This window comes from Pseudomonas sp. USHLN015, assembly GCF_037153275.1.
In the GTDB taxonomy this organism is placed as follows: domain Bacteria; phylum Pseudomonadota; class Gammaproteobacteria; order Pseudomonadales; family Pseudomonadaceae; genus Metapseudomonas; species Metapseudomonas tohonis.
This window is the reverse complement of sequence record NZ_JBBCKP010000004.1, coordinates 217037-231493: the sequence shown is the minus strand read 5'-3', so window position 1 is coordinate 231493 and position 14457 is coordinate 217037. Positions and strand designations below refer to the sequence as shown.

At 65.8% G+C, this 14457-nt stretch carries 11 protein-coding genes; 3 read left to right on the top strand and 8 right to left on the bottom strand.

The features are described 5' to 3' along the window. Positions 1-237: 237 nt before the first annotated feature. The 7 genes from WFQ67_RS09985 to WFQ67_RS09955 form a co-directional block, all read right to left on the bottom strand. Positions 238-1404, bottom strand: coding sequence for a MalM family protein (locus tag WFQ67_RS09985; protein ID WP_213629014.1), 1167 nt, complete (start codon positions 1402-1404; stop codon positions 238-240). Further along, positions 1404-2996, bottom strand: a complete 1593-nt coding sequence (locus WFQ67_RS09980; RefSeq protein ID WP_213629013.1) for an outer membrane protein transport protein — start codon at positions 2994-2996, stop codon at positions 1404-1406. The genes WFQ67_RS09985 and WFQ67_RS09980 overlap by 1 nt, the downstream gene beginning before the upstream one ends. Positions 2997-3012: 16 nt before the next feature. After that, on the bottom strand, positions 3013-4017 hold the full coding sequence (locus WFQ67_RS09975; RefSeq protein ID WP_173173996.1) for a transporter: 1005 nt from the start codon (positions 4015-4017) through the stop codon (positions 3013-3015). Positions 4018-4059: 42 nt separating this feature from the next. Then, the gene (locus WFQ67_RS09970; protein ID WP_111261434.1) at positions 4060-4821 is read right to left on the bottom strand and encodes a C39 family peptidase; all 762 of its coding nucleotides are present in this window, start codon (positions 4819-4821) and stop codon (positions 4060-4062) included. Between the two features lie 86 nt (positions 4822-4907). Beyond that, positions 4908-5354, bottom strand: a complete 447-nt coding sequence (locus WFQ67_RS09965; RefSeq protein ID WP_173173994.1) for a DUF6160 family protein — start codon at positions 5352-5354, stop codon at positions 4908-4910. Positions 5355-5594: 240 nt separating this feature from the next. Further along, positions 5595-8303 (bottom strand): helix-turn-helix transcriptional regulator, encoded by a 2709-nt coding sequence (locus tag WFQ67_RS09960; protein WP_213629012.1) that lies wholly within the window; start codon positions 8301-8303, stop codon positions 5595-5597. Further along, complete coding sequence (locus WFQ67_RS09955) at positions 8300-11014, bottom strand: LuxR C-terminal-related transcriptional regulator (RefSeq protein ID WP_244863004.1); 2715 nt, start codon at positions 11012-11014, stop codon at positions 8300-8302. The genes WFQ67_RS09960 and WFQ67_RS09955 overlap by 4 nt, the downstream gene beginning before the upstream one ends. A 163-nt stretch (positions 11015-11177) precedes the next feature. On the opposite strand from WFQ67_RS09955, the gene pabB reads away from it, so the two are divergent. After that, entirely contained in the window at positions 11178-12524 is a 1347-nt protein-coding gene (gene pabB, locus WFQ67_RS09950) for an aminodeoxychorismate synthase component I (protein ID WP_337056717.1), read from the top strand. A 75-nt stretch (positions 12525-12599) separates the two neighbouring features. Here pabB and thrH read toward each other — a convergent pair whose 3' ends face one another. After that, a complete protein-coding gene (gene thrH, locus WFQ67_RS09945; protein WP_111261429.1) occupies positions 12600-13217 on the bottom strand; it encodes a bifunctional phosphoserine phosphatase/homoserine phosphotransferase ThrH in 618 nt (205 codons plus the stop codon). Between the two features lie 189 nt (positions 13218-13406). Between thrH and WFQ67_RS09940 the strand changes: the two genes are divergently transcribed. Then, positions 13407-14141, top strand: coding sequence for a phosphoadenylyl-sulfate reductase (locus tag WFQ67_RS09940; protein WP_173173984.1), 735 nt, complete (start codon positions 13407-13409; stop codon positions 14139-14141). A gap of 4 nt (positions 14142-14145) precedes the next feature. Then, on the top strand, positions 14146-14421 hold the full coding sequence (locus WFQ67_RS09935) for a hypothetical protein (protein ID WP_213629009.1): 276 nt from the start codon (positions 14146-14148) through the stop codon (positions 14419-14421). Positions 14422-14457: the final 36 nt, after the last annotated feature.

The following is a 14457-nucleotide window of genomic DNA, read 5'->3' as shown; positions in this document are numbered from 1 at the left end:
CTCACGAAAAAGCCCGGCCATGTGCCGGGCTTTTTCGTACCTGGGATTCGGGGTGGAGGAGCGCAATTCGTGGAATGGGCAATCCGTAGGATGGGTCGGGCGGCGTTCCGCGAGCGGAGCGAAACCCATCGCTGCAGGTGCTCCAGGACACAGAGGCCATCGCACGCCGAGGCGTACCAGGCCCGATGCGCGGGATCGCCGGGCTCCACCCGACCTGCGCCAAGCCCCTCAGCCCCCCTACCTCACGATCGCCAACTCGAACGCCCCTTCGTCCACGTGCTCATGCACCTGCATGCCGGCTTCGCTGACCGTCAGGTCCTGCATCGGGCGCTTGAAGGGCTTGTTGTCGAGGGTATTGAGGGCGCGATCCTCGTCGGTGGTCAGCAGCAGCGCGTAGCGCTCGCCCTGGTTGGCGCGGACCTGCACGGTGCCCTCGATGTAGGCGTAGCGGTACCAGGTCTCGCCATGCAGTTGGTAGACGGCGTCGCTCACCAGGCGCGTCGGGCGCTTGGCCTCGTCGAGGAAGAGGATCGAAGGGTAGACCACCTGGCGGTTGGCGAAGCTGCGGATGCGCAGGCCGTAGGCACGTCCGGAGCGCGGCAGCTTGAGCGCCGCGTAGTAGCTGCGCCCCATGGGGAAGGCGAAGCTGGGGGAGAAACGGTTGAGCTCCTCGTAGCGCGGCTCCTCGGCGGACAACTCGGTGAAATCCCCCTCCGGCAGTTGCCCGCAGCACTGGTCCACCAGTCCCTGGTACAGCGACTGGCTGCGCTCCTCGCTGCCTTCCAGCAGGGCCTTCATCGCCTCGCTGGGCTGGCCGTCCAGCGAAGGCAGGATGGCGGCCTTGCGCTCGAATTCGACCTGGCGGCTCTCGGTGTAGGCCACGGGCTGGCCAATCCCCTCCTCCGCCTGCGGCTCACCGCCCTTGGCCGGGACCCTGGAGTTGTGGGTGCGGCCCTGCTCGTCCACCCAGGTGAAGTAGGCCGCACCGTTCTCGGGCCGCGAGTAGCCGCGCCCTTCCAGGACATCGGCGTCGATGTACTCGGTCGAGCGCTTGCCGCTGGGCAGCAGGTAATCGCGCTCCCCGGCCGGCACCTGGCCCGCCGCGTAGAAGCTGTTCTGCAGGTTGCCGCTGGCATCCACCCAGGTGAAGTAGCGGCGCTTCTGCTCGCCACCGGCGTTGCCGCCCGTCCCGCCCGCCGCACTCTGCTCCTGCAGGCGGGCCAGGTCGCTGCGGCTGATGCGCTGGGCCGCCTGGCGCTGCTGCTCGCCGTAGCGCTCGCCGACGAAGCTGTTGTGCACCCGGCCGTTGTCGTCGATCCAGGTCAGGTAGCGCCCGCTGGCGGCCTGGGCCTGGGTGTGGGCCGCCAGGGCGGTGATGAGGCAAAGCGCGGCAAGGGTCTTCATCAGAATGTCGTCGTGTAGGTCATGGCCAGGATGTAGGCCTTCACCGAGGTCGTCACATCCTGGCCGGCATAGGGGTTGTAGACCAGGTTGTCGATGCCGGTGCAGTTGAGGTTGCAGCTGGTATTGGCCTTCGTGGTCTGCGAGGTGACGAAGTAGTTGAAGCCGATATCGATGTTGGTGTCCTTGTCCCAGCGGTAACCCAGCCCGAGGCCGTAGAGCTGGGCGTCGCCGATGGGCGCCAGCACGTCGGCCTTGTTGCCGGGGATGGCCGAAGGGCGCCATTCGTAGCCGGCGCGCAGGGCCAGGCGGTCGGTCACGTCGTACTGCGCCCCCACCGCCCAGCTCCAGGTATCGCGGTAGCCGCGGTCCAGGGTCAGGGTGGTGGCGGTGGCATTGCCGCCGCTGAAGTTCTTGGCGATGCGCAGCACGTCCAGCTCGCGGTCGAACTCGATCTCGAACTCGTTCCAGTCGCTGTAGCCGCTCCACTTCAGGTCGGCATTGAACTGCCAGCGATCGAAGGGCCTGATCTTGATCCCGGTGGAGAAGTTGTCCGGGTAGGTCATGGTCATGCTGGCGTTGCCCACTTCCTCGTCGACGTTGCCGTAGGGGAAGAGCGGGCTGAGGATCTGCCCGAAGATCGCGCCCTGGAAGCCGGTCCAGAAGCCCTGCCAGTCCTTGGAGTAGTCGACCCGGTACTTGCCCTGGAGGTGCATGCGCGCCTCGCTCTGGTAGGTGGCGCCCCAGGCGAACCAGTCGGTGGGCTCCCAGAGCACGCCGATGTTCCAGGTGGGCGACAGCGATTGCTGCAGGTCCAGGTCGATATTGGCCAGGGTGTCGTAGGGGCCGATACGGCCGCCGCAGACGTTGATGAGCGGACCGAGGATTTCTTCCAACCCCGGCTCGCAGAGCACCTTGTTGAGCAGCCCCACCAGCCCGGTGAGCATGCTCGGGTTGCGGAAGTCCTCGTTCAGCGCCAGGGCCTGGTGCGAGAACCCGACCGACAGGCCCACCGACAGCTCGTCGTTCACCTGGTAGCCCACCGACGGCGAGAAGTAGGTGATGCGCTGGATCGCCACCTCGCGCCCCTGGTAGCGCCCGGGGTCGCTGTCCGAGTCCCGCGAATAGCCCAGGGCCATGGGCGCGTAGACGTTGGTGGCGAAGGTGAATTTGGAGCCCGGCGGGTTGATCGACAGGCCCGCCAGGGGCGCCACCAGCAGCGGCATGTCGGTCATGCCGCCCATGCCCGGCAGGTACATGGCAGGCGTGAGGGTACGGCTGCTGGAGTTGGCCACGGGATCGTCGGTGAACCCCATGACGTTGTAGCCGTCCGGCGCATCGAACTCGGCGCGGATATCCATCACCCCGGCGATCATCTTCACCGTGGTCTGGCGGCCCTTGAGCTTGGTCAGCGCCGCCGGGTTGTAGTGCACCGCGTCGATCCCGGTGGAGTCGGCGGTCACGGCGTTGGCCATGGCCATCGCCTTGGGGTTGCCAATGGTCAGGTCGTTGGCCAGTTGCGCCTGCACGCCGCCCGCCCAACCGGCCCCCAACCCCGCCAGCGCCAGGGCCAGCGGCGAAATTCGCATCGTCATGTCGTCGCCTCGCCGGTTACTGGGCCTTCAGGCCTTTTATGTCCAGGGGTACGGAGAACCCCAGCATCACGTCCGGGGAGTCCTCGGTCATGCCGAAACCGGCGTTGACGTTGACGATGTAATCGGGAGAGGTCCGCAGGCCGAGCGAGAAGTTCATGATCGCGCTGGTCTGCTCGGTGCCTTCGAACTCGGTGTCGCCGAAGGTGTAGGTCGGCTTGGTGGTGTAGGCCATCTGGTAGGAGGTGGCCAGGGACACGTCGTAGGACAGCGCATAGGCGAAGCCCATGCTCAGGGACAGGGTGTTGCCCGGGTCCACGTCCTCCAGCAGGCGGCCGCCGCGGTTCTGGTGGATGTCGTGCACCGGCATGTTGTAGGTGTAGCCGACCGAACCGAACAGCACGACCGGGTCGATCACGTAGGAGGTATTGGCCCCCACGCCCAGGCTGTAGTAGCCGTTGCCGGTGGAGAGGTCCGTCTCGTTGTTGATGTCGAAGGGGCTCTCGCCGGTGGGCAGGCCGAGTGTGGCGAACAGGGTGGTGACCGGGCGCCCACGGGTGGCGGACCAGGGCTGCCAGCGCAGGCTGCCGGAGATATCGCCGAGGCTGTAGACGTTGACGTCGCGCTCGGTGTCGTACTTGGCCACGAAGGGCAGGCGCACGCTGAAGGTCAGGTTGTCCCAGATGCCGTAGTCGAAGGTGAAGGAGTTGGTGAAGGTGTGCTGGGCTTCGCTGCGAGGGATCACGCTGTAGACGTTGCTGCCCGTGCGCACCTGCTCGATCTGCACATCGCGCACCAGCGAATAGTCGAAGCCGTAGGTGAGCGTGCGCTCGCCTTTCTTCAGCAGGGTGTAGCTCTTCTCCGATGCCTGGAACACCTGCTCCAGCGCCTTGGCGCTGTCGGCATCCCCTTCCTTCTTGGTCAGCGCCTCACGCGCATCGTCCACCGAGCTCTCCTCGGCCCACAGCGGCCCGCAGGCGCCCAGCGCCAGCACGGCCAGCCATGCGTATCCCCTCACTCCCATGGCACTTTTACCCCTGGTTTTATTCTTACTTATGCGGGTTTTCTATTTGCGTCTTATGTACTGGATGTCGCCTCCCGAGCCCAGTTGGTCGATCTGGTTCTCGGTGAACTTGGTGATCTGCGGGAACTGCTGGAACGCCAGCAGGCTGACGGTGCGATCGTCCACCAGGCGCAGGTCACGCTCGGTCAGGGCCATGGCGTTGGGTGGCTCGTTTCCAGTCGGGTAGATCACGAACAGCACGTTCCCATCCCACACCTCCTCGAACCGGGTGCGGGTGAAGCTGATGTTTCCCAGGGCGGGATCAGCGATGAACACGTGATCGTTGTACACATCGCGCACCACCACGAAGTGCTTGAAGCCACCGTAGTGAATGGGCACCAGCGCAGGATGCTCCAGTTGGTCGAGGTCCTCGAACTCGGCCCGGAAGCCCCCGCTCTTGTAGCCCAGCGCGGCCACGAAGCGCTTCATGTCCAACAGCGAGAAACCGCGTCGCTCGACGATCTTGTCGGCCTCGCCATAACGCAACAGCCCTTCCATCACCTGGCGCTCCTCGAGGTTGCGACCCAGGTAATAGTCCAGCAAGCCGGTCAACGCGGCGGAACCGCAGCTGTAGTCGTAGGCCTGGCGGATGACGTTGCGGAACTGCAACTGGCTCATGGGCTCCGGATTGACGGTCTCCCGGTAGGGACCGTTGGGCACCATGGCCTGGGTGATGTTCACGGAGCCCTTGGGCTGTGGCTTGGTATCCACGGCCTGGGTGAACCCGAACAACCCCAGCAGACTGCCGACCAGGATCTCGATCATTGCCGTTCCGAATGCAGGGCTGACGAAAGAAAGGCCCGCCGGCCGAAGCCGACGGGACCTTCCACATCACGGAGTGGAGCGACCTGTCAGTGGCCCCATACCTTGATGGTGGTACCGGCCAGGTTCAGATCGCTGACGGCCAGGGAACCGATGCTGGCGGCGGAGGCGTCGCCCATGCGGATGGCGCCCACGCTCAGCTCGCCGGTGATGGTCGGCAGGGTGATCTGCAGCTTGTCGCTGGCGCCGGCGCCAGAGCCGCCGTCGATCACGTCGACCAGGATCGGCGCGCTGTCGGAGATGTTGAAGCCGGAGAAGGCGATGGTTTCAAGGCGCAGGCTACCGGTGGTGCTGCCTTCCTTGTCGTTGTAGACCACGCTGCCGATGGTGCCGTTGAAGTTACCGGAGATGCTGATGCCATCCTGACCGGTAACGCTGGAAAGAGCGGAGTCGTCCATGGCTTTAAGGTCGGCCTGGGCCATGAAGGGTGCAGCGAGCACAGCAGCGGCGAGAGCCAGTTGTTTGAAGCTTTTCATTGTTGTTATCTCCAAGGTTCACAGGTGGGTTGCCCCGGGGGCCTGCCGCCTACCTCCTGTCAGCGACAGTTGGGCCGGCTTTCGCCGACCTCCAGCACGAACGCTGCTTCCCTATGCGCGCCGCCCTGGACTCGTGAAGCGCAAGGCTCCTCGACCTGGTTCTTACGTTACTGAGGCCCCGCCTCGCTGCCAGCCCATCCAAGGGATGGAGGATGGCAAGTCGCTAGTTATTTAATGGCATCAGGCCTCGCTGAGCAGGCCCAGGCTCTTGCCCTTGAGCACCGCCTGGGTACGGCTGCGCACGCCCAGCTTGGCGAACAGGTTGTGCAGGTGCCATTTGATGGTCGCTTCCGACAGGTGCACCGCCTGGGCGATGTCCCGATTGGACAGGCCTGCCGCGACGAAGCGCAGGATTTCCCGCTCGCGGTGGCTCACATCCTGGTTCTCGTCGAAGGTCTCCGGGTCCACCGCCAGGCGCCGGCATTGCTCGCGCAAGGTCTCGGCGATGCCCTGCCAGGCCCCGGCCTTCTTGGGTTCGGCGGCGCGCCAGGCCTCCCAGAGCGGCAGCAGCCAGAGGGCGTCGTCCTGGAACAGGCGCCGGTAGCCGCGGTTCCAGGCTTCCTCGAGGGTGGGCAGGAACAGGGCGAAGGCCTTGTCGCTGTTACCTTTGCGCCAGTAGGCCACGGAAAGTAACAGGGACAGGCGCAGGCGCCGGTCGCGCTGGTGCTCGGCCCCCTGGCGGGCGAGGCAGGTCTCCAGCGCGCTCTGTGCCTTCTCCGGGCGCCGCTCGGCCAAAGCCAGGCGGGCGACGGACAGCGCCAGCGCCGTATGCGCATCGGCGTAGCGCGCCAGCGGCAGCGCCGCCAGGTGGCGCTCCAGTTGCAGGCACACGCGCTCGGCCTCGTTGGGCCGGCGCAGCCACAGCAGGAACTGCACCTTGCAGCCCATGCCATGAGCGAAGACACGCTCGTAACCGGGGCCCTGGAGCCCGGCCAGCCAGTCGTCCAGCTGATTGAGGGCCTGCTCGGATTCACCGGCGAAGAAACGCGCGCGGGCCATCACCAGCTGGCCCCGACTGATCAGTTCGACCGGCGTCGCCACGTCACGCCAGGTGGTGGCCAGGGGCAGCTCGGCGAGCACTGCGGCATGGCGGTCCTGTTCGTAGAGCAGGTCGGCGTAGGCCAGCACCAGCGGTCCGCCGACGCGGCTGCGACGGCCGAACACCCGCTCGACCCGGCCCCGGGCGATCTCGGCGATGGAGCGCCCGCGCTCCAGTTCACCGCTCTCCTTGCAGATCAGCGCCTCGATCAGGCTGGTCATCACGTGCAGGTATTCACTGTCGACGATGCGCAGGCAATCGCGCGCGGTGGCGATGGATTTCGCCGCATCGCCGAACTCGCCGAGCAACGCATAGGCCGCCGCCTGCACGCACGACAGGCTGGCGCGGAACACCGGCTGGTTGTCCGGCACCATGGCCAGCCACTGGCGGGCGACCTTGAGGCAGCTCTCCAGCTTGTCCTGGTACAGCAGCACCAGCGCCTTGAGTACCTGGGAGGCCGCCAGCAGTTCGCCGAGGCCGAAGTGGATGACCTTGCCGCGCCCCTGCAACAGGCGGGTGCTGACCTCTTCGATCAGCGCCTCGGACTCGGCGAACTTCTGCTCGAAGGCCAGTTGCCAGGCGTAGAAGATCTGGAACACGGGGTGCTCGCGGATCACCTCGGCGGGCACTTCCTTGAGCATGGAGAGGATGCCGTAGACGCGGTTGCCGGCGATCAGCCGCGCGCCCTGGCGCTCCAGCAGCTCGGCGGCAAAGCCGTAGTCGCGGCCACGCAGGGCGTACTTGATGGCACGGTCCGGCAGGTCGTGGCTCTCGCACCAGCGGGCCGCGGCGTGCAACAGCGTGGCGCTGTCGGTGTGGCGCTGCAGGCGGCCCTGGAGGAACTCGGCGAACAGGTGGTGATAGCGGAACCATTCGCCCTGCTCGTCCAGCGGGATGACGAACAGCTGCTCGCGCTGCAGGCGCATCAGCATGTCCAGGCCATCGCGGCGGCCGGTCAGGGCGTTGCACAGGTCGGCGCAGAACTCGTCCAGCACCGAGGTCTGATCGAGGAACTGCTGCAAGGCCAGGGGCAGGCTGTTGACCACGTCCTCGGCCAGGTAGTCGGCGATGTTGCGCTCGGTCCCCGAGAGGCTGGCGAGGAAGGCCGCGCGATCCGGGTGCCGTGCCAGCGCCAGGCTGGCCAGGTGCAGCGCGGTGATCCAGCCCTCGGTGCGCGCGTGCAGTTGCTTGAGCTCGCTGCGGCTCAGTTCCAGCTCGCGCACTTCGCGGAAATAGGCCTCGGCCTCCTCCAGGGACAGGCGCAGGTCCTCGGCCTGGAGCATGAAGGCGTCGCCCTCGACGAACAGGCTGCGCGGGGTGAAGCGGGTCGCGCTGATCAGGTGGACGTTGCTCGGCAGGCGCTCCACCAGGTGACGGGCGCCCTGCTCCAGGCTGGCGTGGCGGATGCGATGGAAGTCGTCGAGCATCACGTAGAGCTCGCCGTCGAGACGCTGCAGGTCGCTGACGAAGGCATCGATGATCGCCTCCACCGGCCAGTTCACCTCGCCACGCAGGAGCCCGGCGGTGTTGCTGCCGAAGCCTGGGGTGACCGCCTCGACCGCGGCCACCAGGTACTGCAGCAGGCGCTGGGGCTCGCTGTCGGAATCATCGCAGGACAGCCAGGCGACCCGCGCCCCGGCGCGTTGCAGGGCTTCGCGGAACAGGCTGAGCACCGTGCTCTTGCCGAAGCCGGCGGGCGCGCTGAGCACCAGCACGCGCTGGCCGCGCGCCTCGAACAGGCGGTCGATCAGGGCTTGCCGCGCCAGGCGCGGGCGGCCACCGGAATCCGGCGGGAACAGCTTGGTGCGCAGTATCGGGAACGGCAGCGCATCGGTGGAGGGGGTGCTCATGACTCCAGCAACCCCAGTTCCCGGGCACGGCGTATCGCCTGGGTGCGATTGCGCACCTTGAGCTTCTCGTAGATGTTGTGCAGGTGCCATTTGACGGTCCCCAGGGCCAGCGAGAGCTGCTGGCCGATTTCCTCGTTGGAAAGCCCCTTGGCAGCCAGCAGGACCACCTCGCGCTCGCGATCGGTCAGCCCTTCCTCCAGCACGTCCTGTGACTTGCGTATGTCCTGACCCGGCCAGATGGCCAGCAGGCTGCGAATGAAGCCCTGCAACGCCGGCTGGCGCTCGGCGGCTTCCAGTTGCTGCAGCAGCAGGCGGATGGCGTCGCCCTCCTCGACGAAGAGGCTGCGCACATCCTCGCGCTCGGCGCTGAGCAGGCACTGCACCAGCAGGCTCTGGGCACGCTCCTGGTAACCCAGGCGCTGGTAGCTGAGGGCCGCCAGCAGGTCCAGGCGCAGGCGCTGCAGGCCATGCCAGCCGGGTTGCAGCTGGGCACGCAACTGGTTGATCTCGTGCAGCGCCTCGCTGTAGTGCCCGCGCGCCTGCTGCAGGCGCACGCGGATCAGGCCCTGGGTCCAGAGCACCGGGTTGAAGCCCCGCTTGGCGTAGTCGGCGGCGAGCTTGGCCCAGTCCACCGCCTTCAGGCGCAGCTCGGCACGCTTGATGCGGTCGGTGGCCGGCTCCTGGAGGATCAGCGTCACCTCGTCGGCCACCGCCTGGACGTAGAAGCGCCAGGACTGGTTGCGCGCGGCCAGGTTCTGCATCAGCACCAGGCTGGCGAGGGCTTCCTTGGGCTTGTCCTGCATGCGCTGGATGCGCGCGAGGAACAGCATGCCTTGGGCGTAGATATCGATGGGCTTGATCACGTCGACATGATTGAGCGCCCAGCGCAGGCGCTCTTCCAGGCCATCCAGGCGCCCCTGCTGGTAGGCGATCAGCGACTCGATGATCACCGGCAGGGCCAGCGCCCGTGATTTCTCGCCGAACAAGGGCATCAGCTGGGCGCGCATCTGCTCGTGGAGCAACTGGGCCTGCTTGACCTGGCCCTGCTCCAGGGACAGGAGGATCTCCACATTGCCCAGTTGCATGTCGAGGTAGCGGCCCTCGAGGAAGTGGTTGCGCTGCTGCGCCAGCGCCAGCAGGCGGCGCGCCTGTTCCGGCTGGGCGAGGATCACCAGCGCCAGGGCACCGATGACCAGCATGGCCACTTCGAGGAAGGCCTCGTGCTGGCCGAGCAGGCCCTCCACCTTGCGCGCCAGGTTGACGCACAAATCGAGGTCATCCTTCTGCAGGGCGATCGCGGCCTTCACCGCGAGCGCCGCCAGGTACTTGTCGCTCAACGGCGCCTGGACACCGACGCCGCCCCAGCGCGCCAAGAGCTCGTCGAGCATATGGTTGGCCTCGGGCAGGGCCAGCTCGGTGGCGCGGTTCCAGACGTCGGCGAGGATCAGCGTCGGGTAGCGCTCGGCGATGTCGTCGGGCACGAACTGGCGCCAGCGGTAGATCTGGTTCAGCTGCCCACGGTTGATCAGCTCCAGGCCGCAGCCATCCACCAGCGCTGCGAGCATCTCCGGATCTTCGGCCAGGCAGGCATGCTCGATGGCGAGGTTCTGCATGTGGTGGTTGGTGAACCACAGGCTGGCGTTGAAGTGCAGCTGGCGGAAACGCTCCGGATCCTGGGCCTGCAGACGCGCGCGGAGGAAATCGGCGAACAGGTGATGAAAACGGTACCACTGGCGTTCGCGATCCAGTGGCAGGAGGAAAAGTTGCATGGTCTCCAGCCGCTCCAGCAGCGCCTGGCCATCGTTGCGCCCGGTGAGTGCGTTGGCCAGGTCACCGCTCAACTGGCTGGCGATGCCCAGGGCCAGCAGGGCGTCCTGCAGGTCCGCCGGCAACTGCTCGAAGACGGTGGTCAGCAGGTAGTCGCCCACTGCTGCCTGGTCGCCGCCCATCGCCAGGACCTGGTCGGAAGCCTGAGGCTGGTGGCGCAGCCAGAGGCTGGCGAGGTGCACGCCGATCAGCCAGCCCTCGGTCTGGCTGTGCAACGCGGCCAGGGTCGCCTCGTCCAGCTCGAGGCCGCTGCGATCCAGGTAGTGGCGGGTTTCTTCCTCGGTCAGGCGCAGCTCGTCCAGGCCGATCTCCAGCAACCAGCCCTTGGCACGCAGGGTCGCGAGGTTCATCGGCGGCAGGGAGCGGCTGCCGATGGCGAGGGTGAAATGGGCCGGGGCCATCTTCACCAGGCGACCGAGGGCGCTGAAGATTTCCGCGTCGCTGAGCAGGTGCACGTCATCCAGCACCAGCAGCAGGGGGCCTTCCAGGCTGGTCAACTCCACCAGCAGGCTCTCCAGCACCGCCGCGACCGGCACCTGCATGGTGTTCTGCAGGAAACCCGAAGCGTGCGTGCCGAGGCCGGGCGCGGCAGCACCCAGGGTCTTGATCAACTGCTGGAAGAAACGCGAGGGATTGTCGTCTTCCTTGCCCAGGGAGAACCAGGCAACGGCGGAGCCCGCCGCGCGGCGCTGTTCGGCAAGGAGCGCAAGGGCGGTGGTCTTGCCAAAGCCGGCGGGTGCCGAGAACAGCAGAAGCCGGGCATGGGGATGTGCCGCCAACACCGCCTGCACCTGCGGTCGTGGCAAATAGTCGGCAGACGCCTGGGGCGTCATCAGTTTTGAGCGCAGTAGGCTGCCGGCTGCGGGGTCGAGAACTGCATCCACGGCCTGTATCCCTGTATCTTTATCGTTGTGGGACGGGGATATGACCCCGCGGGATTTATCCATAATTATCAGAATGCATTTCCTGCGTAAACTTAAGAAACGGCTCTAGGATCGACAATTTAGGCGGTCTAGAATCCTCACTCGCGCCCTCTTTGCGTCCATCATGCCCAATAGCCTCGTACACCCCCTGCCCTACCACGAACACCCGGGACAGCGCTTCGCCCTCGTCCGCCATGCACCCGGAGCGGTGCTGCTCGACGCCGGCAGGCCCATTGCCAGTCGTGGACGCTATGACCTATTCAGCGCCTGGCCATTGGCAGAACTGGCGCCGGGACCCGACGAATCGGCCAACGACTTTATCCACCGCCTTCGCGAGGCCTTGCAGCAGTTGGGATTCGCCGAAACACCCGATGCCGTAGAACTGCCATTCACGGGCGGATTGATGGGGTATTTTTCCTATGACTTCGGCCGTCGCCTGGAAGCGCTGCCCGCCCGGGCACAGGATGACCGCCAGTTGCCCGACGCCCAGCTCGGCCTCTATGCGTGGGCCCTCGTCAGTGACCACCAGCAGCGCACCAGCCAGCTGGTATTCCATCCGAGCCTCGCGCAGAGCGAGCGCCAACGCCTGGTAGACCTGTTCAGCTGCTCGGAAAATCCCTACAACGTCGATGAATTTCGCCTTAAGAGCGCCTTTCAGGCGGATCTGACTCAGGCGGCTTACAAAAACGCGATCGAGCGGATCCAGTCCTACATCGCAGCCGGTGATTGCTACCAGGTGAATTTCGCCCAGCGCTTTCAGGCGCCGTACCAGGGCGACCCCTGGAGCGCCTACCTCGCCTTGCGCGAGGCCTGTTCCACGCCCTTTTCCGCCTACCAGGCCCTGGCCGGTGGCGGCGCCATCCTCAGCCTCTCGCCGGAGCGCTTCATCAGGCTCAGCAAGGGCCAGGTGGAGACTCGCCCGATCAAGGGCACCCGCCCGCGGGGACGCACGCCGGAGGAAGACGCCGAGCAGGCTCAGGAACTGCTGGCGAGCCCGAAGGACCGGGCGGAGAACCTGATGATCGTCGACCTGCTGCGCAACGACCTGGGCCGCAGCTGCAGCACCGGCAGCGTGAAGGTGCCGGAGTTGTTCGCGCTGGAGAGCTACCCCAACGTGCACCACCTGGTCAGCGCCGTGAGCGGCACGCTCGCCGACGGCAAAGACGCGCTGGACCTGCTGGTGGGCAGCTTCCCCGGCGGCTCCATCACCGGCGCACCGAAGATCCGTGCGATGGAGATCATCGACGAGCTGGAGCCGACCCGTCGCTCCATCTACTGCGGCTCGCTTCTCTACCTCGATGTCCGCGGGGAAATGGACAGTTCCATCGCCATCCGCACCCTGCTGGTGAAGGACGGCGTGGCCAGTTGCTGGGGCGGCGGCGGCATCGTTGCCGACTCGGACTGGGAAGCGGAGTACCGCGAATCCATCACCAAGGTGCAGGTGCTGTTGCGGACGCTGGAGGGGCTGTAGGCAGAACGCTCGCCTGGCGCCCTGCAGGCGCGGAAACGAAAAAGCCCGCTTTCGCGGGCTTTTTCATGGCTGGGCTCAGAGGCTCAGCGAGCGGTTGGAGGCCTTGAGGAACTCACGCTTGAGGTCTTCGTAGGTGTGCACGGCCGGGAACTGCGGGAACTCGCGGATCACGTTCTCCGGGGCATGGAAGAGGATGCCGGCATGGGCCTCGGAGAGCATGGTGGTGTCGTTGTACGAGTCGCCGGCGGCGATCACGCGGTAGTAGAGGCTCTTGAAGGCGATCACGGACTGGCGCTTCGGGTCCTTCTGGCGCAGTTGGTAATCCACCACGCGATCGGTCTCGTCGGTGATCAGCTTGTGGCACAGCAGGGTCGGGAAACCGAGCTGGCGCATCAGGGGCTGGGAGAATTCGTAGAAGGTGTCGGAGAGGATCACCACCTGGAAACGCTCGCGCAGCCAATCGACGAACTCGACGGCGCCCTCCAGCGGCTTGAGCGTGGCGATCACTTCCTGGATGTCGGAGAGCTTGAGGCCATGCTCGTCGAGGATGCGCAGGCGCTGCTTCATCAGCACGTCGTAGTCGGGAATATCGCGGGTGGTGGCCTTGAGCGCGTCGATTCCAGTTTTTTCGGCGAAGGCGATCCAGATTTCCGGTACCAGCACACCTTCCAGGTCGAGACAGGCGATTTCCACGAGACATTCCTCGGTATTGGTTTGTTGGGGAGGCGGCACTCTAGCTTTTCACCCGCAGCCACGCAACGCGGCACTTATATCCGAACATGGCAGTCCACCTTACTTCTGGTTATTTAGGCGCATAAGCTGCTTTTGCTACCATCCGCGCCACAGAGCGCGTAGCGCCATTTCAACTAGGAAAACCGCCTGATGAGCCAACCTTTCGACGTCGCCGAGATTGCTGCGGCCTACGCCAGCAAGTCCCCCCAGGACATCCTCAAGCTCGCCTTCGAACACTTCGGCGATGAGCTGTGGCTGTCCTTCAGCGGCGCCGAGGATGTGGTGCTGGTGGACATGGCCTGGAAGCTGAACAGGAACGTGAAGGTGTTCAGCCTCGACACCGGTCGCCTGCACCCGGAAACCTACCGTTTCATCGAGAAGGTGCGTGAGCACTACGGCATCGCCATCGAGGTGCTTTCCCCCGATGCGACCCGGCTGGAACCCTTCGTCCGCGAGAAGGGCCTGTTCAGCTTCTACAAGGACGGCCACGAGGAGTGCTGCGGCATCCGCAAGATCGAGCCGCTGCGCCGCAAGCTGTCCACCGTGCGCGCCTGGGCCACCGGCCAGCGCCGCGACCAGAGCCCTGGCACCCGCAGCAATGTGGCGGTGGTGGAGCTGGACGGCGCCTTCTCCACGCCGGACAACCCGCTGTACAAGTTCAACCCGCTGGCGCAGATGCCCAGTGACGAAGTCTGGGCCTACATCCGCATGCTGGAGATCCCCTACAACCCGCTGCACGAGCGGGGCTTCATCAGCATCGGCTGCGAGCCCTGCACCCGCCCCGTGCTGCCCAACCAGCACGAACGCGAAGGCCGTTGGTGGTGGGAAGAGGCCACCCAGAAGGAATGCGGGCTGCATGCCGGCAACCTGATCGCGAAGCACTGAGCCGATGAAGATCACCCTGGTAAAGAAGGTCCTGGCCGACGGCCAGGACTGCGCCAAGTGCAAGGACGTGCAGCGCCTGCTGGAGCGCGGCGGCCATCTGCAACGCATCGACCGGGTGATTGTGGCCGACGAGCGTAACCCGGCCAGCGCCGGCTGGATGGTCGCCCAGCACTATGGCGTCGACACCGCGCCCTTCTTCGTGGTGCGCCAAGACGACGGCAGCGAGCAGGTCTACACCGTGTTCCACGAGTTCCTGCACCAGGTGCTCGAAGCGCAATGAAAAAGCCCGGCGGATGCCGGGCTTTTCGTTTACCGC

Excerpts from the sequence above, each read along its gene's own strand:
- WFQ67_RS09970 (WP_111261434.1), bottom strand. The coding sequence starts at position 4,821 with ATGATCGAGATCCTGGTCGGCAGTCTGCTGGGGTTGTTCGGGTTCACC.
- pabB (WP_337056717.1), top strand. The coding sequence starts at position 11,178 with ATGCCCAATAGCCTCGTACACCCCCTGCCCTACCACGAACACCCGGGA.
- WFQ67_RS09935 (WP_213629009.1), top strand. The coding sequence starts at position 14,146 with ATGAAGATCACCCTGGTAAAGAAGGTCCTGGCCGACGGCCAGGACTGC.
- WFQ67_RS09975 (WP_173173996.1), bottom strand. The coding sequence starts at position 4,017 with ATGGGAGTGAGGGGATACGCATGGCTGGCCGTGCTGGCGCTGGGCGCC.
- WFQ67_RS09985 (WP_213629014.1), bottom strand. The coding sequence starts at position 1,404 with ATGAAGACCCTTGCCGCGCTTTGCCTCATCACCGCCCTGGCGGCCCAC.
- WFQ67_RS09965 (WP_173173994.1), bottom strand. The coding sequence starts at position 5,354 with ATGAAAAGCTTCAAACAACTGGCTCTCGCCGCTGCTGTGCTCGCTGCA.
- WFQ67_RS09980 (WP_213629013.1), bottom strand. The coding sequence starts at position 2,996 with ATGACGATGCGAATTTCGCCGCTGGCCCTGGCGCTGGCGGGGTTGGGG.
- WFQ67_RS09960 (WP_213629012.1), bottom strand. The coding sequence starts at position 8,303 with ATGAGCACCCCCTCCACCGATGCGCTGCCGTTCCCGATACTGCGCACC.
- WFQ67_RS09940 (WP_173173984.1), top strand. The coding sequence starts at position 13,407 with ATGAGCCAACCTTTCGACGTCGCCGAGATTGCTGCGGCCTACGCCAGC.